General features: G+C 70.6%; 15 protein-coding genes. 10 read left to right on the top strand and 5 right to left on the bottom strand.

From position 1 onward, the window contains the following. Positions 1-150 precede the first annotated feature (150 nt). The gene (locus tag M3Q35_RS14155) at positions 151-1,053 is read left to right on the top strand and encodes a winged helix-turn-helix transcriptional regulator (protein ID WP_273942201.1); all 903 of its coding nucleotides are present in this window, start codon (positions 151-153) and stop codon (positions 1,051-1,053) included. Positions 1,054-1,074: 21 nt separating this feature from the next. On the opposite strand, the gene M3Q35_RS14150 is transcribed toward M3Q35_RS14155, so the two are convergent. Genes M3Q35_RS14150 through M3Q35_RS14135 form a run of 4 tightly spaced genes read right to left on the bottom strand, consistent with a single transcriptional unit; the run spans position 1,075 to position 4,501 of the window. Continuing rightward, complete coding sequence (locus M3Q35_RS14150) at positions 1,075-1,902, bottom strand: class II fructose-bisphosphate aldolase (RefSeq protein WP_273942200.1); 828 nt, start codon at positions 1,900-1,902, stop codon at positions 1,075-1,077. 3 nt (positions 1,903-1,905) lie between these two features. Further along, entirely contained in the window at positions 1,906-2,763 is an 858-nt protein-coding gene (locus tag M3Q35_RS14145; protein ID WP_273942199.1) for a 1-phosphofructokinase family hexose kinase, read from the bottom strand. Next, complete coding sequence (locus M3Q35_RS14140) at positions 2,760-3,626, bottom strand: ROK family protein (RefSeq protein WP_273942198.1); 867 nt, start codon at positions 3,624-3,626, stop codon at positions 2,760-2,762. The genes M3Q35_RS14145 and M3Q35_RS14140 overlap by 4 nt, the downstream gene beginning before the upstream one ends. Continuing rightward, a complete protein-coding gene (locus tag M3Q35_RS14135) occupies positions 3,623-4,501 on the bottom strand; it encodes an SIS domain-containing protein (RefSeq protein WP_273942197.1) in 879 nt (292 codons plus the stop codon). Before M3Q35_RS14135 ends, M3Q35_RS14140 begins: the two co-directional genes overlap by 4 nt. 150 nt (positions 4,502-4,651) lie before the next feature. Here M3Q35_RS14135 and M3Q35_RS14130 point away from each other — a divergent pair, with 150 nt between their 5' ends. From M3Q35_RS14130 to M3Q35_RS14095, 8 genes are all read left to right on the top strand, one after another. Further along, positions 4,652-5,437: a DeoR/GlpR family DNA-binding transcription regulator gene (locus M3Q35_RS14130; RefSeq protein ID WP_273942196.1), complete on the top strand. Its 786-nt coding sequence runs from the start codon at positions 4,652-4,654 to the stop codon at positions 5,435-5,437. Positions 5,438-5,671: 234 nt separating this feature from the next. Then, complete coding sequence (locus M3Q35_RS14125; RefSeq protein WP_273942195.1) at positions 5,672-7,075, top strand: ABC transporter substrate-binding protein; 1,404 nt, start codon at positions 5,672-5,674, stop codon at positions 7,073-7,075. Continuing rightward, positions 7,075-8,040 (top strand): carbohydrate ABC transporter permease, encoded by a 966-nt coding sequence (locus M3Q35_RS14120; RefSeq protein WP_379793900.1) that lies wholly within the window; start codon positions 7,075-7,077, stop codon positions 8,038-8,040. Before M3Q35_RS14125 ends, M3Q35_RS14120 begins: the two co-directional genes overlap by 1 nt. 13 nt (positions 8,041-8,053) lie before the next feature. Continuing rightward, a complete protein-coding gene (locus M3Q35_RS14115; protein ID WP_273942194.1) occupies positions 8,054-8,956 on the top strand; it encodes a carbohydrate ABC transporter permease in 903 nt (300 codons plus the stop codon). A 9-nt stretch (positions 8,957-8,965) separates the two neighbouring features. Continuing rightward, positions 8,966-10,060 carry an ABC transporter ATP-binding protein gene (locus M3Q35_RS14110; RefSeq protein WP_273942193.1) on the top strand — a complete coding sequence of 365 codons (1,095 nt, stop codon included), beginning with the start codon at positions 8,966-8,968 and terminating at the stop codon, positions 10,058-10,060. 33 nt (positions 10,061-10,093) lie between these two features. Then, positions 10,094-10,873: a glycoside hydrolase family 27 protein gene (locus M3Q35_RS14105; RefSeq protein WP_273942192.1), complete on the top strand. Its 780-nt coding sequence runs from the start codon at positions 10,094-10,096 to the stop codon at positions 10,871-10,873. After that, complete coding sequence (locus tag M3Q35_RS14100; protein WP_273944342.1) at positions 10,873-11,790, top strand: ricin-type beta-trefoil lectin domain protein; 918 nt, start codon at positions 10,873-10,875, stop codon at positions 11,788-11,790. Before M3Q35_RS14105 ends, M3Q35_RS14100 begins: the two co-directional genes overlap by 1 nt. Before the next feature lie 88 nt (positions 11,791-11,878). Beyond that, a complete protein-coding gene (locus M3Q35_RS14095) occupies positions 11,879-13,105 on the top strand; it encodes an ROK family transcriptional regulator (RefSeq protein WP_273942191.1) in 1,227 nt (408 codons plus the stop codon). 8 nt (positions 13,106-13,113) lie between these two features. On the opposite strand, the gene M3Q35_RS14090 is transcribed toward M3Q35_RS14095, so the two are convergent. Next, positions 13,114-15,036: a DUF5107 domain-containing protein gene (locus M3Q35_RS14090; RefSeq protein ID WP_273942190.1), complete on the bottom strand. Its 1,923-nt coding sequence runs from the start codon at positions 15,034-15,036 to the stop codon at positions 13,114-13,116. A 119-nt stretch (positions 15,037-15,155) separates the two neighbouring features. Between M3Q35_RS14090 and M3Q35_RS14085 the strand changes: the two genes are divergently transcribed. Continuing rightward, complete coding sequence (locus tag M3Q35_RS14085; protein ID WP_273942189.1) at positions 15,156-17,375, top strand: RICIN domain-containing protein; 2,220 nt, start codon at positions 15,156-15,158, stop codon at positions 17,373-17,375. The last annotated feature ends 8 nt before the right edge of the window (positions 17,376-17,383 follow it).

Below are 17,383 nucleotides of genomic sequence, written 5' to 3'. Positions count from 1 at the left end.
CGCGCAGACGAGGTCGTCACCAGGAGGCTACCGCTCCCGGTTGAGCCACTCCGGTGAAGCCGGTGAAAGTCGCCCCTCGGCCGCCGTGACACCGGTACCTTCCCCCGTTAGCACCATCCACAGTGGTCGGTGTTACCGCGAGGGGAACCGATGCAGGGCAGGCCGCGCGCCGTCTCGACCGTCATGATCGTGCTGCTGGCCCTGGCCTGCGTCGCGGTCGGCAGCGCCGTCGCCGAGGTGCTGCGCTACCGTGCCATCGCCGACACGCTCGGCCAGTTCGAGCAGTCGCTGACCGAGCAGAGCTCGAAATCCGGCGTCAACCTCCAGTTCACCCAGCTCCCGTCGGTCGCCATCGGGCCGACCATCACGGTGGTGGTCGTGCTGGCGGCCATCGCCGCCGGCCTGGTCACGCTGGCTTTCACCGTTCGGCAGCCCCGGCCACGGGCCCGGGTGATCACGCTCGTCGCGGCGGGGACCCTCGCGGTGCTGGCCGTTGCCCAGGCCGGGATCGCGTTGACGACTCAGCTCGCGCTGAACCAGGTCGACGCCGAGTTCCAGAGCATGCAGCAGAGCATCGGCGCGCGGTATCCAGGCGCGCGAGCCATGCCGTCGTTCGTGGACCTGCTGCCGAGCTGGCCGTACTACGTCGACTACCTGACCTCCACCCTCGCCGTCATCGGGTGCGCCGCGGTCATCGTGCTGCTGGCCACGTCCGGCGCACGGACCTGGTTCGCCGCCGGGAAGGCCGGCCCGTCCGTGTCGACCGCTCTGCCCGGGGCCGCGCCGGTGACGGCCGTCGTGGACACCCGGACGATCGTGTCGGATCCGTGGCTGCGGTCGATCGTCAGTGAGTTGATGAGCGGTCCACGAAGCCTCGCCGACCTTCAGGCCGGGCCGCTCGGCACCAATCCCGAGGTGCTGAACTGGCGACTGTGGGACCTGATCAACGCCGGGGTGGTGAGCCAGACGGCCACCGGGTACGAGCTGACCCCGCGCGGTGAGAACCTCCGGGCACTGCTGGCCGGGGATCCGGGCAGCAATCCCGGCTGGTGACTTGCGGTCTGGACGTCGCCGCTAGATCGCGGACACCACGCCGAGCAGGTGCGTGACGGTCGCGGCGATGGCGTCCCGGGCGGGGGCGAGGTAGCGGCGCGGGTCGCTGTGGTCGAGGCCGGTGGCGCGAATCGCGTCGGTGAAGGCGATGTTCAGCGCGGTGCCGACGTTGATCTTCACCATGCCGTGGGTGACGGCGGCCCGCAGCTGGTCGTCGGGCACGCCGGAGGAGCCGTGCAGCACAAGGGGAACCGGGACGGCGTCGCGCAGGCGGCTGATCAGCTCGTGGTCGAGCGAAGCGGTGCGGGTGGTCATCGCGTGCGAGCTGCCGACGGCGACGGCCAGCGCATCGACGCCGGTGTCGGCCACGAAAGCGGCGGCCTCCAACGGGTCGGTGCGCACGCCCGGCGCGTGTGCACCATCCTTGCCGCCAACCTCGCCGAGCTCGGCTTCGAGCCAGATGCCGTGACGGTGCGCCCACTCCGCGGCCGCCCGAGTCGCGGCGACGTTGTCGGCGTACGGCAACCGGGACGCGTCGTACATGACCGAACCGAAGCCGGCGTCCACCGCCTGCCACAGCAGGTCCTCGTCCTCCACGTGGTCGAGGTGCAACGCGACCGGCACCGTGGACTCGGCGGCGGCCGCCGCCGCCGCGGCCGCGAGCGGGCGGACCCGCCCGCCGTGGAAGCGCACGCAGTTCTGGCTGATCTGCACCACCACCGGGAGCCCGGCGGCTTCGGCGCCGGCCACGACTCCCTCGACGTGCTCGAGGGTGATCACGTTGAACGCGGCCACGCCGTCGCCGCGGCGGACCGCGGCGTCGATGATCGTCTGGGCCGGCACGAGCATGGTTCAGTTCTCCTCGACGGTGACGGCGTCGGTGAATTCACGGTAGGTGGGGGCGTCGAAGGCCCCGGCGATCGGTGCGGCCACGGCGGCCGCCGACAGCGCGACGGCGTCGGCGAGGGTCTCGGGCCATGGCCGGTTGCGGGCCAGGCCGATGGCCAACGCGGCGGTGAACGCATCCCCGGCCCCGGTCGGGTTGCCGCGCACGGGACGCGGCGGCCGGGCGCTCCAGGTTCCGTCCGATGTGGACAGTACGGCGCCGTCCGGCCCGAGGGTGACGGCGGTCGGCACGTTCAGGGCGTGGCAGTCGTGGGGGAGCGTGGGCGTGCGGCCGAGCAGCCCGGCCAGCTCGTCGATGTTCGGCTTGATCAGCGCCGGCCCGGCGGCGATGCCGGCGCGCAGCGGCTCGCCCTCGGCGTCCAGGATGACCGGCGCCGGACTGCGCCGGATCAGCCGCGCGTACGCGTCGGCGGGAAGCCCGGGCAGGCTGCCGGACAACACCACCACCGACGCGGTGGCCGCGAGCCGGTCGAACTCCGCCTCCAGCGCCGCCCATTCCGCCGCGCTGATCGGCGGTCCGGGCTCGTTGAGCATGGTGACCGCCTCCGCGTCGACAACGGCGATCGTGTGCCGGCTTTCCGCGGCGATCGGTACGAAATGCGGTAGCTCGGCCAACAGCCGGGGCCCGGCGAATCCGGTCGTGGTGACCGGCTCACCCAGCTGCCGCAACACATCGGCGACGTTCACGCCCTTGCCGCCGGGCCGGCTGTGCACGTCCCGCACGCGATGGGTCTTGCCGGCACACAGTCGGTCCACGCGGTACGTGACGTCCAGCGCGGCGTTGAGCGTGACGGTGACGATCACAGGGCGCTCCGGGCACACAGGGCGGCGCCGAGGCGGCCGGCGGACGCGCCCAGCGCGGCCTTGACGACCTTCGGCGGCTGCCGCCAGGCGATCCGGGACCGCAGCTGCTCCCGCAACGGTGCCAGCAGTCGCTCGCCGGCCTCGGCCAGCCCGCCACCGATCACCACGAGCGCCGGATCGAGCAACATCGTGCAGGCGGTGAGCGCGTGCCCCAGCGCGGCCAAAGCCTCGTCGAACACCTGCCGCGCGGCGGGATCGTGCTCAGTACGCGCGACGACATCGGCGGCGGTGGCCCCGGGTTTGCCGTATCGACGGGCCAGCGCCGCTGCCGACGCGTACGTCTCAAGGCACCCGCGCTGCCCGCACGCGCAGGGCTCGTCGCCGAGCGGGACCGGCATGTGCCCGATCTCCCCGGCCAGCCCGTCCGCGCCGCGATACGGCCGCCCGTCGACGAAGACCGCCCCGGCCACGCCGGTGCCGATCGGCAGGAACACGAAGTTGTCGACGCCGCGTGCCGCGCCGAGGTCTCGCTCGGCGAACCCGCCGGCCAGCACGTCCTGGACCAGCGTCACCGGCAGGCCGAGCCGGGCCGCGGCGATGTCCCGAAGCGGCACGTCCCGCCAGCCGAGGTTGCTGGAGTACCGGGCGATGCCGTGCTCGTCGACGATGCCCGGCACGGCGAGCCCGACCGCCTCCGGGCGCTGGTCGGCCTGCTCGACGAGGTCTGCCACGAACCGCAGGATGCCGTCGATGGTGTCCTGGCGCTGGGTGGGCCGGTCCTCGGTGGTCCGGGCGATGCCGTCGTCGTCGACGACCGCCCCCTTCATCAGCGTGCCGCCGACATCCACCGCGACCACGGTCATGTCAGGATCACGGAGCGCGTGAGGTTGCGGGGCGCGTCCGGGTCGAGGCCGCGCCACGCCGCCAGCTCGACCGCGAGCCGTTGCGCCCGAACCAATTCCGCCAGCGGGTCCACTGCGGACGTTTCCAGCTGTGCCCCGGTGGCGCGGATCTCCTCGTGCATGCCGGGCGGAAGGTCGCCGAACACCCACACGAGCGAGGCCACGTCCGCCACCGCGATGGGGCCATGCCGGTACTCCATGCCCGGGTAGGCCTCGGCCCACGCCTGCGCGGCTTCCCGCACCTTGAGCGCGGCCTCGTTGGCCAGGCCAATCGTCCAGCCCGCGCCGAGGAACGTGTACTGGCGGAACGCCGGCCAGTCTCGCGGCAGGTCCCGGTTCAGCGCCCGCTCGGCCTGCTCGGGCAGAGCCGACACGTCCTCGCCGAGGTGGGCCCGCAGCAGGACCATCAGTGTCGTCGGGAACCGGGTCTGCACCACCGACTGCTCGTCGGCGAAGTCCATCGCGACGATGTCGTCGGCCAGCTCGCACGCGGGGCTGCCGGTCACGCCCGTGATCAACGTGCGGCGGGTGGAGCCGGCGATCGTCGACAGCGCGCGCAGGATCTCCGTCGTCGTGCCGGACCGCGAGATCGCCACCACGCGGTCGTAGCGGCGGTGCGCGAGGAACTCCGACGCCGGCCAGGCGTCGGTCTCGCCGTGCCCGGCGCCTTCGCGCAGCGCGGCATAGGCCTGCGCGACGAACAGCGACGTGCCGCAGCCGATCACGGCGACGCGTTCGCCGGGTGACGGCAGGCCCGCCGGTGCGGTCGCCGCGAGCTCCAGTGCCTTGCGCCAGCAGTCCGGCTGGCTGGCGATCTCGTTCAGTGCGTGACTCATGCCGCTCCGATGCGCGTTGATGAGCATTTCTGCGCACAAGTAGGCCATATCGAGCATCAACACGCAAGGCGCTGGGCAGTGGCTGGCATCTCGCCCGGCCGTGATCGAAGATCGGCGGGAACGCGCACCGCAGTGTTGGAGGACCGCCCGATGACGTCGCACGAACGATGGAACGCCCTGCTCGACATCGTCGCGCGCGACGGACGGCTGGAAGTGGAGTCCGCGGCGACCGAGCTGGCGGTCTCCGCCGCGACCATCCGCCGCGACCTCGACCAGCTCGCCCAGCAGCAGATGATCACCCGCACCCGCGGCGGCGCGGTCGCGCACAACGTGTCCTACGACCTGCCGCTGCGCTACAAGACCGCCCGGCACGCCACCGAGAAGGAGCGCATCGCCAAGGCCGCCGCCGCGCTCGTCGACCCCGGCGCGGTCGTCGGCCTCAACGGCGGCACCACCACGACCGAGGTCGCCCGGGCGCTGGCGACCCGGACCGACCTGACCGGCGTCGGCGTCGAGCCGGCGCTCACCGTCGTCACCAACGCGGTGAACATCGCCAACGAGCTGGTGGTGCGCCAGCACATCAAGCTGGTGGTCACCGGCGGCGTCGCCCGCCCGCAGTCCTACGAGCTGACCGGCCCGCTGGCCACGCTCGTGCTGCCCGAGCTGACCCTCGACCACCTCTTCCTCGGCGTCGACGCGATCAGCGCCGACGCCGGCGCGACCGCGTACAACGAGGGCGAGGCCAGCATCAACCGGCTGATGGTCTCGCGGGCCCGCCGGACCATCGTGGTGGCCGACTCCTCCAAGCTCGGTAAGAGCGCGTTCACCCTGATCTGCCGACTCGACGAGGTGGACGCGCTGGTCACCGACACCGCCGCCGACCAGGACCTCGTCGCCGCGTTCGGCGCCGCGGGAGTGCAGGTCATCCAGGCCTAGCCGCCACTGCGTACCCGAGGAGCCGGTCGGTCGACCGGCTCCTTTTTCGTCGTGCCGGCGAAGGTAACGGTTCGGGCACGACGCCGGCCCGCCCTTGCGTCGGCGCCGCGCGGCGGTCAAAGGTATGCGCACTCGATGACGCAAGCTGTTCGTAGAACCTTCAAACTGAGCAGAATCGCGCAAAGCCGGTGCACGATCCGATCGCGATCAGCCCGGCTCGACTGGATGGTGGCCATGAGCACGACTGGTAGAAGGACCTGGGCTGCGATCGGCGCGACCGTGGCGGTCGCCGCCACGGTGACGGCCTGCGGCAGCGCCGGCGCCGGCGACGACAACGCGCTGCCCACGGCCGACGCGTATCTGGCGTCGTCCTGTCCGGCGGTGGCGGCCAAGCCGGCCACCGACAAGGAGCTCACCTACTGGTCGATGTGGACCAAGGACGAGCCGCAGGGCAAGGTGCTCCAGCACGCCATCGACTGCTTCGGCAAGCAGACCGGCGTCAAGGTGACCGTGCAGTGGCTCGGCCGCAAGTACCTGACCCAGAACCTGGCCCCGGCGCTGAACACCGACACCGTGCCGGACCTGTTCGACCAGGACGTCAGCCAGGTCGGGGCGGCCGTTGTCGCGCCGGGCGGCACGCAGAGCGTCGACGACGTGCTCGGGCTGCCGGTCGGCGAGGGGGACAAGACCGTCAAGGACGTGCTGGCGGCCAGCTCCTACGACCTGCCGCAGAACCGCGACCACAACGGACGCCACTTCGAGATCCCGTACGAGCTGCTCGGCAACGCCTGGTGGTACAACAAGGACCAGGTCAAGGACTTCACCGCGCCGAAGACCGTCGACGACCTGTTCCAGCTGTTCGACAAGGCCCGCAACGCCGGCAAGGCGGCGGTCAGCCAGGACGGCGACATCGACTTCTACAACGCCTACTTCTTCACCCAGCTCGCCGCCCGCTACGTCGGCCCCGGCGGCCTGGCCCGGGCGGCCGCCGACAAGACCGGCGAGACCTGGAAGACCGAACCCGGCTTCCGCAAGGCCGCGCAGCTGGTGGAGCGCCTGGCCAAGGGCGGCTACTTCATCGACGGCTGGAACGCCTCCAAGTTCCCGCAGGTGCAGCAGAAGTGGGCTGACGGCCAGTCCGACTACCTGTTCGTCGGCAGCTGGGCGCCCAGCGAGACCCGGGAGTACCTGAACAAGGAGGGCAGCGACAAGAAGATCAACTACGGCTCCTTCCAGTTCCCGCTGCCCGACGGCGCCACCCACGACATCGTCGAGCAGCTGCCGATCGGCTTCGCCGTCACGGCCAAGGCCAAGCACGCCGAGGCAGCCAAGGACTTCATCGCCTATTTCCTCAACAAGGACATCCTCAAGGGCATCCCGGCCGTCGCCGACAACATCACGCCGCGCCCCGACCTCGAGGTCCCGGCCGACCTCGCGGACGTGAAGAAGGCGCTGGACGACCCGAACAAGCAGCACATGATCTTCATGGACGGCATCGACGGCCTGTTCGGCGGAAAGTACGTCAACGACGTCTTCTACCCGGCCGACGACTACCTGCTCAAGGGCACGCTCGGGGCCGACGAGTTCATCGCCCAGCTGGCCGACAAGACCGCCGAGTACTGGAAGAGCCAGGCCTGATGGCGACGATGGTGGCGGCGCCGGCCAGGAAGCGCGGCGCCGCCGGACACCCAGGCCCCACCGGCACGTCTGGCGGACATCTGGTCCGCAAGCGCCGCCTGTTCTGGCCGTTCCTGACGCCCGCACTGGTGCTGTACGTCGTCTTCCTGGTCGCGCCGACGATCGTGACCGGGGTGCTGTCGTTCACCCGCTGGGCCGGCGCCGGCGACACCCCGCAGTTCACCGGGTTCGGCGGCTACCTGCGGATGTTCGCCAGCGACTCGTTCCGGTCCGCGCTGGTGAACACCCTGATGTACGTGGTGGTCGGCGGAGCCGGCACGTTCCTGCTGGCGTTCCTGTTCACGATGGTGTTGCGGGACATGCCGGGCGGCAAGCTCGTGCGCACGATCCTGTTCTTCCCCAACATCGTGGCCCCGGTCGCGCTGGCCATGTTCTTCAGCTTCCTGTTCAAGTCCGACGACAAGGGGCTGGCCAACTTCTTCCTCGGCGGGCTCGGCATCGACCCGGTGCACTTCCTCGCCCCGGAGAACGTCACTCTCACCGTCATCGGCGCGCTCGTCTGGGCCAGTTCCGGCTTCTACATCACCATTCTGATGGCCGCCGTCGACCGCATCCCGCCCTACCTGTACGAGGACGCGGAGATCGCCGGCGCGTCGGCGTGGCAGAAGTTCCGCGCGATCACGCTGCCGCTGACCTGGGACGTGGTCGGCGTGGCCGGCGTGCTGTGGACCATCAACGCATTGAAGATCTTCGAGCTGGTCTTCGTGCTCGCCGGGCCGGGCACGTACTCGCCGCCGACGGCCGCATGGACGCTGGGCATCTACGTCTTCGACCGCTCCTTCGGCAGCCAGGGCACGCCCGACTACGGCGGGGCCAGCGCCTGCGCGGTCGTGATGATCGCGCTGACGTCCGTGTTCGTCGTGCTGCTGCGCCGCCTGATGCGGCGCGACACCATCCAGTTCTGAGTGGAGGAAGCCCATGACGGTCGCGGATGTGGGCCGCAAGGCGCCCCGCCGGCCGAAGCCGGCGCCGGGCGCGGGCCGGCGCAGCCCGCTGCGGGTGCTCGGCATGGTGGTGGTGCTGGCGTTCACCGCCTTCAACCTGCTGGTGCTGTACTGGTTGATCACGGCGTCCTTCAAGACGCCGGTGGAGATCTTCACCAAGCCGTTCGCCCTGCCGGTGCGCTGGTTCCAGCTCGGCAAGCCCCTGCGCAACTTCGCCTACGCGTGGGACCAGGCCGGCTTCGGCGACGCCTTCCTCACCACGGTGGTGCTGGTGGCCGCGTCGTCGGCGGCGATCGTGCTGGTGTCCGCGCCCGCCGCGTACGCACTGACCCGGCTGGGCGTGCGCGGTTCCGGGCCGCTGACCAACCTGATCGCGGTGGGCATGGGGGTGCCGTTCCAGACCGTGATCATCCCGCTGTTCATCGGACTGTCCACAGTGCACCTCACCGACAGCCTGTTCGGGCTGTTCCTGGTGTACGTCGCGCTGTCCATCCCGTTCACGGTGTTCCTGCTGACCGGCTTCTTCCGGTCGCTGTCGGACGAGATGGAGGAGGCCGCCGCCATCGACGGCGCCTCGCCGCTGCGCACGTTCTTCGCGGTCATGCTGCCGCTGGCCCGCGGCGGGCTGATCACCGCGCTGATCCTCAACGCCATCGGGCTGTGGAACGAGACGCTGCTGGCCATCGTCTTCCTCCAGTCCCAGGCGCATTTCACGCTGGCCCGCGCGCTGTTCACGTTCTACGGCGCGGCCGAGTACCAGTCCGAGTACGGCGGCCTGATCGCCGGGGTGACCATCCTCGTGCTGCCGATGCTCGTCCTGTACCTCGTGCTGGCCCGCCGCATCATCACGGGCCTGACGCTCGGCTCCGGAAAGTAGGGAAACACCATGGCAGACGTGTCCTTCCGAGGCGCCACCCGCTACTACGCCGGGGTGGACCGGCCGGCGGTCGACCGGCTGGACCTTTCGGTGGCCGACGGCGAGTTCCTGGTGCTGGTCGGGCCGTCCGGCTGCGGCAAGTCCACCACGCTGCGGATGCTGGCCGGCCTCGAGGGCGTCGACGAGGGGCAGGTGTGGATCGGGGACCGCGACGTCACCGCGCTGCCGCCCAAGGACCGGGACATCGCGATGGTGTTCCAGAACTACGCGCTCTACCCGCACATGACCGTCGGCGAGAACATCGGCTTCCACCTCAAGGTGGCCAAGGTCGCCAAGGACGAGCGGGAGCGCCGGGTGCGCAAGGCCGCGGCGCTGCTCGGGCTGGAGTCCTATTTGGACCGCAAGCCGGCCCGGCTGTCCGGCGGCCAGCGCCAGCGGGTCGCGATGGGCCGGGCGATCGTGCGCCAGCCGCAGGTGTTCTGCATGGACGAGCCACTGTCCAATCTGGACGCCAAGCTGCGGGTGCAGACCCGCACCCAGATCGCCTCGCTCCAGCGCCGGCTCGGCGTGACCACCGTCTACGTCACGCACGACCAGGTGGAGGCGATGACCATGGGCGACCGGGTCGCCGTGCTGAAGGACGGCGTCCTGCAACAGTGCGACACCCCGATCGGCCTGTTCTCCAAGCCGGCCAACCTGTTCGTCGCCGGCTTCATCGGCTCGCCGTCGATGAACCTGCTGCCGGCGCGGGTCGACGGCGATTCGGCGCTGATCGGCGGTCATGCCGTCCGGCTCAGCCGCGCGCAGCGGGCACAGCTCAGCGGTGACGAGGTCGTGGTCGGCGTCCGGCCGGAGGGCGTGGACGTGGTCGACTTCGACGACGGCATCCCGGTGGTGGTCGACGTCGTCGAGGAGCTGGGCAGCGACCAGTTCCTGTACTGCTCCTTCGAACAGGCCGGCGTCGGCGACCTGGTCGAGAACGCCGTCACGGCGCGTGTCGCCGGCATGTCCCCGAACGAGCGCGGCGCCAAGGTCGGCCTGCTGCCCCGTCGCGAGGCGGTGCACCTGTTCGACCCGGTGACCGGGTCCCGGCTCGAGGACTGAAGTTTCCCTGCTACCCCTCGGAAAGGTCATCCCATGCATGTCGCAACGCCGCGGCAGAACCGCCTTCGACGATCCACCATCCAGGCGGTGGGCCTGCTGGCCGCCGTGCTGACAGCCGCCGCCGGCCTCGCCGCGCCGGCCGGGGGCTCGCCGACGGCCACCTCCGGCGACGGCGCGCAGCTCGCGCTCACCCCGCCGATGGGGTGGAACGACTGGGCGCACTACCAGTGCGACTTCACCGAGTCGACGATTCTGGCCAATGCCAACGCATTGGTGTCGACCGGGCTGGCCGCCAAGGGCTACGACACCGTCACCATCGACGACTGCTGGATGCGCACGAACCGTGACTCGGCCGGCAACCTCCAGGTCGACACCACCCGGTTCCCCGACGGCATGCCCTACGTCGCCGACAAGGTGCACGCGCTGGGCCTGAAGTTCGGCATCTACGAGGACGCCGGCACCACCACCTGCGGCGGCTACGCCGGCAGCTGGAACCACTGGACGCAGGACGCCAACCTGTTCGCGTCCTGGGGCGTGGACTACGTGAAGCTGGACGGCTGCAACCTGCCCACCGTGGCCGGCCAGACCAAGATCCAGACCTTCCAGAGCGCCTACCAGCAGATGGGCGCGGCGATGAAGGCTTCCGGCCGGGACATGGTGTACTCCGAGTCCGCGCCGGCGTACTTCGAGAACACGGCCGACTGGAACGACGTGCTCGGCTGGGTCGGCCAGTACGGCCAGCTGTGGCGCGAGGGCTACGACGTCGCCACCTACGACGCGAGCAATCCCACCGCGAGCCGGTGGGGAGCGTGATGTCGAACTACGGCTACAACAACCCGATCCACCGCTACGTGAGCCCGGGCAACTGGAACGACCCCGACTTCCTGATCGCCGGCGACGGCGGCATGACCGCTGCCGAGTCGCGGAGCCAGATCGCGCTGTGGGCCGAGATGGCCGCGCCGATGATCCTGTCCAGCGACGTCGGCTCGCTGTCCAGCAGTTCGGTGGCGGACCTGGGCAACAGCGACATCATCGCGGTGGACCAGGACAGCCTCGGCCACCCCGGTTATGTCGTGTCCCAGAACGGCACCTTGGACGTGCTGACCCGGCCGCTGGCCAACGGCGACCGCGCCGTGGCGATCCTCAACCGCTCCGGCTCGACCGTCAGCGCGAGCACCGCCGCCACGACCGTCGGTTTCGCCGGTGGCGCCGGATGTTCGTACCAGGTCAAGGATCTGTGGGCCGGCACGACCAGCACCACCAGCGGCACCTTCGGCGCGAGCGTTCCCTCCCATGCCACCGCGATGTTCCGCGTCAGCCCCAGCAGCTCCGCCTGCGGCGCCGGCGTGAACGCCGGGCAGATCAGCGGCATCGCCGGCAAGTGCGTGGACGATTCCAACTCCAGCACCACCGACGGCAACCAGGTGATCATCTACAGCTGCACCGGCAACGCCAACCAGCGTTGGGCGCTGTCCGGCGACGGCACCGTCCGCACCTTGGGCAAGTGCCTGCACGCCGCCGGCACCACCGCCGGTTCCGCGGTGGATCTGAGCACGTGCAACGGTTCCTCGGCGCAGCAGTGGACGTATCAGCGCAGTGGCAACCTCACCAATGGCGCCTCCGGGCTGTGCCTGGACGTCAACGGCGGCGGGTCCACCGACGGCACCAAGCTGATCGTGTGGAGCTGCGGGCACAACCAGGACAACCAGGTGTGGTCCCTGGCGTCCTGACCTGAGCAGGCCGGACCGCCGGGCGGCGCCCCTGCCCCGGCGGTCCGCTGCCGTGACGTATTAGTTCGTGCAGTGTTATAACTAACCCGTGGCGGTGCACAACCTCGATGTCGCAAACCGGGCCTCGATCCGGCGCACGAACCTCGGCCTGGTCCTGCGCCGCCTGAGGACCCGCGGGGCCCGGTCGCGGACGCAGCTGGCGGAGGACCTCGGCCTGCCCAAGGCCACGGTGTCGAACCTGGTCAACGAGCTCGTCGAACGCAATCTCGTCCGCGAGGGCGACGTGCAGCGCGGCGGCAGTGTCGGCCGGCCCCGGCAGGCGGTGGAGCTGCACGGCCGGACGCTTTGCGGGCTCGGCGTGGAGATCAGCGTCGACTACGCCCGGGCGATCGCGCTGGACCTGCGCGGGGAGACGCTGCTGGACCAGCGCATCACCATCAATGCTCAACGCGACAGCGAGGTGCTGCTCGACGCCGTCGCCGAGCTGATCAGCCGGGCCATCGACGGCATGCGCGCGCAGGGCATCGACGTCGTCGGCGTCACGGTTGCCGCGCCGGGCGAGATCGATCGGGAGGCCGGCGTCGTGGTGTTCGCCGCCAACATGAACTGGTCGCAGCTGCCGGTCGCGGCCGGCCTCCGGGCCCGGCTCGGCACTGACGCCCCGCCCATCGCCGTCGGCAACGACGCGAGGCTCGGGGCCATCGCCGAGCACGCCATCGTCGGCCCGGTCGGCATCAACGACCTCATCTACATCACCGGCGAGGTCGGCGTCGGCGCCGGCATCATCACCAACGGCCAGCTGATGCTGGGGGCCGCCGGGTACGCCGGCGAGGTCGGCCACATGCCGCTGGATCCCGATCCGCAGCCGTGTGCCTGCGGCCGCCGCGGCTGCTGGGAGACCATGGTCGGGCTGTCCGCGCTGCTGCGGCACGCCGCCGATCCCGACGATCCGGTCCGCGACCCCGACCGCGACCTGGAGATCCGTCTCGCCGAGATCCGGACCCGGGCCGCCGTGGGGGACGAGCGCACGCTGGCCGCGCTCGACCGCATCGCCCACGGCCTCGGCCTGGGCATCGGCCTGCTGATCGGCGTACTCAACCCGCAGGCGGTCGTGCTCGGCGGCTACTTCGCGATTCTCGGCGACCACCTGCTGGCGACGACCCGGCGCGTGGTCGACGAACACGTCCTCGCCCCGCACGCCGGGGGCTGCCAGCTGCTGGTCTCCACGCTGGGATTCACCAGCGCCGCGCGCGGCGCCGCCCAGGAAGCCCTGGAGCCCGTGTTCCACGACCCGGGCTCCGTCTCGGCGAACTAGCCTCGGGGTTAGTCGGTCATGCGGAAGTCGTAGGTGTGGGGTAGGGGGTGGGCGGTGCGGGGCAGGGTGGGGTCGCGCCGTTCGTGGTACGCGAACCAGAGCTGGTCCAGGGCATCCTCGCCTTCACGGAGGTCGGCCACGACGATGCCGGCCTCGATGAGGCGGCCGGCGCGGTCGAGGCTGCCGGCGGCGATGGCCGCCGAGCACTCGAGCATCTGGATCCGACCGTCCGCCCGCCGCTCCGCCGGCAGCCCGTCGACGAGCGTGAGGGCATCCCAAGGCCGGTCGGCGGCGAGCAGCGCCTGAAGGGTCTCCACGGTGAGGGCCCGCAGGGGAGTGGGCAGCAGTTCGCCGGCTCGGAGCAACGACGTCGCGGCGCTGTCGGCGTTCTCGTCGCATACGGCGAGGTTGCGCAGTGCCCAGGGATTGTCCTTGTCCGCCAACGAGGCACGCCACGCGTCGCGAGCGGCGTCGGCCTCGCCGGCGTGCCAGCGAGCCACACCGCGGTGCAGCCAGGTGAGCCAGTTGTCGCCGGCCTGCTCGAGCCGTTGCCGCCAGCCGGGAGTGACCTGATAGGACAGTGGGGCCGCCGGCATTTCACCGGTGGCCAGCAGTTTCAGCCACGGTTCCTGCTCGTCGCCGGTGATGTCGAACGGCACTCCCGGCAACTCGAGCGACTGGTCGCCGGTAGCGGCGCGGTGGAGCCGTTCCAAAGCGCCCCAACCGGATCCGTGGTGCAGCCGCTCGGTCGGCGGCTGGTCCAACCACTGCCCGGCGGCGTCGTGCTCGGCATCGACGAGGTGACGGGGGATGAGCTCCTCCAACGCCTCCTCGACCGATGTGCAGGCACCGTCCCAGTCGCGGGTCGTCGCACCGTCGGCGGTGAGCAGGCCGTAGACCTCCAGCCACGACCACTGGGCGCCGGCCGGCATCGGCAGGTGTTCCAGCTGGGTACGGGCCAGGCCGGCCTGGATTTCCAGGTACGGCTGGTCGGCCGGCGACAGCCACTCCTGCCAGCGGCGACCGCCACCGGCCTGCCCCCACAGGAACAGCTTGCGGCCACGCAGCCGGTCGGTCGACGCCTGCACCAGGCCGCTGCCGTCGCCGTCCAGCGCGGCGATCCAACGGCGGCGGGGCGGTGCGATGTCGTAGAAGTAGTCGGCGGCGTGCCGGCCGTTGGCCGGGTAGCTGCGATCCACGCCGTCGTGGACGGGGATCGGCACGCGGCGGAGCACGCCGTCGTAGGCGAGGTGGTAGGCGGCGTCGGCCGGCGCCAGCACGCGGGTGTCGGGCGTCTCGGGCACGGCGATGTTGGACCACCAGTAGACCGGGACCTCGTGCGCGTTCGGATTGATGATCCGCACGTGCACGTGGAGCACGGCGGAGCCCTCCGGGGCGTACGCGTCGATCTGGTACACCAGCTCCCGGCTGCGTTCGAACTCCCACATGCGCAGGACCTCGACACCGTCCGGCCGCACCACCCGGGCGGCGTGCACGGGGGCGCAGGTGAGCGGCGTGTGGCCGGTGGTGCCGAGGTTCCACTCGACGCCGCCGGCGAACCAGGCGTTGCGCAGCCCCAGGTTCGCCGGTTGCAGGATCGCGTTGCGGTGCAACAACTCCCGCCCGGTGGGCAGGTGCACGAGCGATCGTATCCGGCCGCCGAAGTCGAGCAGGAACTCGGCGCGGACGATGCCGTTGTCGACCACGGCCACCGTCAGCTTCTCGTCGGTGAGCTCCCGCGTGTAACCGTCCTGCACGGTGTAGGGCAGCAGCGTCGCCGGCCGTCCGTACGCGAGGTTGCGAGCCATGTCCTGGTCGGCCGCCGAGGCGTCGACCAGCGGCGTCACCGGACGCGGCGGGGCCAGCGGCGGCAAGGGGTTGTCCGGGCCGAGCGCGGCGACGGGCAGCGTCACCGTGTCGAGGTGAACCACGCGGTGCCTCCGGTTGTGGTCGGGACGGGCACGCCAACTTTGCCGCTACCCTAATTAGTTCGACTAGTGTTATAACTAACGCCCCGGGAGTCAAGAGCCGCCCTCACCCTGGAGTCGCGATGCGCCCCCTGCCCGTCATCGCCCGCCCGCGAACGGCCGTGGCCCTGGCCATGGCCGTCACGCTGCTCGGCGCGCCGCCTGCCGCGTCGGCCAGCCCGCCGACCTCGGGCTACACCGTCACGATCGGGACCACGGGCACGTACCAGTTCCCGACCGACACCCCGGCGTCGCCCTTCATCGACAAGGACGGCACGTTCTACTTCCAGCAGTCCGCCGCCCTCTACGGCGCGACGCAGCCCCGGTACTGGGACTTCTACACCGGCACCGACTTCGACAGCGCCGCCCGGTCCAGCGCGATCAGCGACGCCGTGAATCCGGCCGAGCCCCGGGACAAGAACAACGACACGAGCTGGCGGTGCGACAACAGCCCGACCGGCGTCACCGCCACCGACCCGCCGGCGGGCTCGTCGTACTCGCACAAGAACTTCTGCGACCTGGTCGGCGTCTGGGTCGACCCGGACACCGGCAACTGGTACGGCCTGGTGCACAACGAGTTCACCCCGGAGCCGTTCGGCGCCAACTCGTTCTCGCACTACGACGCGATCGACTACGCCGAGTCGACCGACCAGGGCAAGGTGTGGACCATCAAGGGACACGCCATCACCTCGCCGTACAGCACGGTTCGCGGCGACACCACGGCGTTCCCGAACGGCACCTTCGACTACGGCGACGGTGACCCGCGGCTGTTCGTCGACCAGGCCTCGGGCTACTTCTACGTCTACTACGCCTCCCGGATCGTGCCCAAGGCCGGCACCTCGGGCAGCTACGACGGTCTGGCGCACGTTGCCCGGGCACCCATGTCGTCGAAGATGGCCACCGGCTCGTGGCAGAAGTGGTACGACGGCTCGTGGTCGCAGCCGGGCGTTGGCGGCCTGGAGAGCAACATGACGCCGGTGACGACGACCGCCCCGACCGGCTACACCGCCGTCGACCACGACTACAAGCCCACCAACGCGGGTTCCGTGCCGCAGCAGATCACCGCCGGCACGCTGCCGCCGAAGTCCGAACTGTTCGTCATGAACATCGCCTACGACGCCTACCTGGGCCTGTACATCGGCGAGCCCGAAGTCGCCGACAGCTCGTCCAAGCTGCCGCAGCGCTACTACGTCACCGACGACCTGTCCACGCAGAAGTGGTACTACATCGGCGATTCCGGCAGTTACGCCTCGAACTCCTGGTACCGCTGGTTCGTCGACGGCGCGAACCGCACGAGCTCCACCGTCATCGGCAAGACCTTCCGCTCGTACTGCTCCATCGCCTGCGCCGGCTCGGACGGCGAGTACGCCAACGTCACCGTCGGCTCGGCGTCGCCGGCCGCGCCGCCTTTCGACCTGAGCACGACCTACCGGATCGGCAACGGGTCGGGGCGGGTACTCGCCCAGGTCAGCGGCAGCTCGGCGACGACGTCCGTGCCGGCGTCGACCGGCTCGACCCTGGAGACGTGGGCCTTCGCCGCCAACGGCGACGGCTCGTACACGATCACCAACGGCTCGACCGGCCAGGCCCTCGGCGTTTCGACGTCGACCGCCAGCCGTGCGTGGGCGACCAAGCCGACGGTCACCGCGACCGGATCCTCCGTCGGGCAGCAGTGGTTCATCCTGGCCAACACCTCCGCGACCGGGGCGAAGACGGGAACGTACCGGCTGGTCAACCGCTACAGCGGCTTGGTCCTGGGTCTGTCGTCGGATTCGACCCGCCTCGCCGAGACGACTCCCGCCCGGTCCTGGACCAACACCACCGGCGACGCGACCGGCGGGTCACGCTCCGCCGCCGAGCAGACCCTGGGCCTCACCGCGGCCGGCGGGACGCCGGCCCTCGACGGCACGCACCAGATCTCGGTGTCCGGCCAGGGCCTCGACGACCCGAACTGGTCGACTTCCACCGGCACCCAGCTCGTCACGTGGAAGCTCAACGGCGGCACCAACCAGAACTGGACGTTCACCAGGCAGACCGACGGCTCGTACACCATCGCCAACGCGTATTCCAAACTGTGCATGGACGACGAGGGCGGTGCGACCACCGCCGGCACGCGGGTGATCCAGTGGACCTGCACCGGCGGCAGCAACCAGCGTTGGACCGCCACCAAGACGTTCGCCGGCTACACGCTCACGAACGTCCATAGTGGACTGCTGCTCACCACCGCCTCGACCGCCGACGGCGCGCTGGTGACCCAGCAGGCGAACACCGGTTCCACGTTGCAACAGTGGACCATCGGCTGAGAACGCCG

The sequence above is a fragment of the Kutzneria chonburiensis genome (assembly GCF_028622115.1).
Taxonomy (GTDB): domain Bacteria; phylum Actinomycetota; class Actinomycetes; order Mycobacteriales; family Pseudonocardiaceae; genus Kutzneria; species Kutzneria chonburiensis.
This window is presented reverse-complemented; position numbering and strand designations above follow the sequence as displayed.

Excerpts from the sequence above, each read along its gene's own strand:
- M3Q35_RS14125 (WP_273942195.1), top strand. The coding sequence starts at position 5,672 with ATGAGCACGACTGGTAGAAGGACCTGGGCTGCGATCGGCGCGACCGTG.
- M3Q35_RS14140 (WP_273942198.1), bottom strand. The coding sequence starts at position 3,626 with ATGACCGTGGTCGCGGTGGATGTCGGCGGCACGCTGATGAAGGGGGCG.
- M3Q35_RS14130 (WP_273942196.1), top strand. The coding sequence starts at position 4,652 with ATGACGTCGCACGAACGATGGAACGCCCTGCTCGACATCGTCGCGCGC.
- M3Q35_RS14120 (WP_379793900.1), top strand. The coding sequence starts at position 7,075 with ATGGCGACGATGGTGGCGGCGCCGGCCAGGAAGCGCGGCGCCGCCGGA.
- M3Q35_RS14110 (WP_273942193.1), top strand. The coding sequence starts at position 8,966 with ATGGCAGACGTGTCCTTCCGAGGCGCCACCCGCTACTACGCCGGGGTG.
- M3Q35_RS14100 (WP_273944342.1), top strand. The coding sequence starts at position 10,873 with ATGTCGAACTACGGCTACAACAACCCGATCCACCGCTACGTGAGCCCG.
- M3Q35_RS14150 (WP_273942200.1), bottom strand. The coding sequence starts at position 1,902 with ATGCTCGTGCCGGCCCAGACGATCATCGACGCCGCGGTCCGCCGCGGC.
- M3Q35_RS14085 (WP_273942189.1), top strand. The coding sequence starts at position 15,156 with ATGCGCCCCCTGCCCGTCATCGCCCGCCCGCGAACGGCCGTGGCCCTG.
- M3Q35_RS14155 (WP_273942201.1), top strand. The coding sequence starts at position 151 with ATGCAGGGCAGGCCGCGCGCCGTCTCGACCGTCATGATCGTGCTGCTG.
- M3Q35_RS14105 (WP_273942192.1), top strand. The coding sequence starts at position 10,094 with ATGCATGTCGCAACGCCGCGGCAGAACCGCCTTCGACGATCCACCATC.
- M3Q35_RS14115 (WP_273942194.1), top strand. The coding sequence starts at position 8,054 with ATGACGGTCGCGGATGTGGGCCGCAAGGCGCCCCGCCGGCCGAAGCCG.
- M3Q35_RS14135 (WP_273942197.1), bottom strand. The coding sequence starts at position 4,501 with ATGAGTCACGCACTGAACGAGATCGCCAGCCAGCCGGACTGCTGGCGC.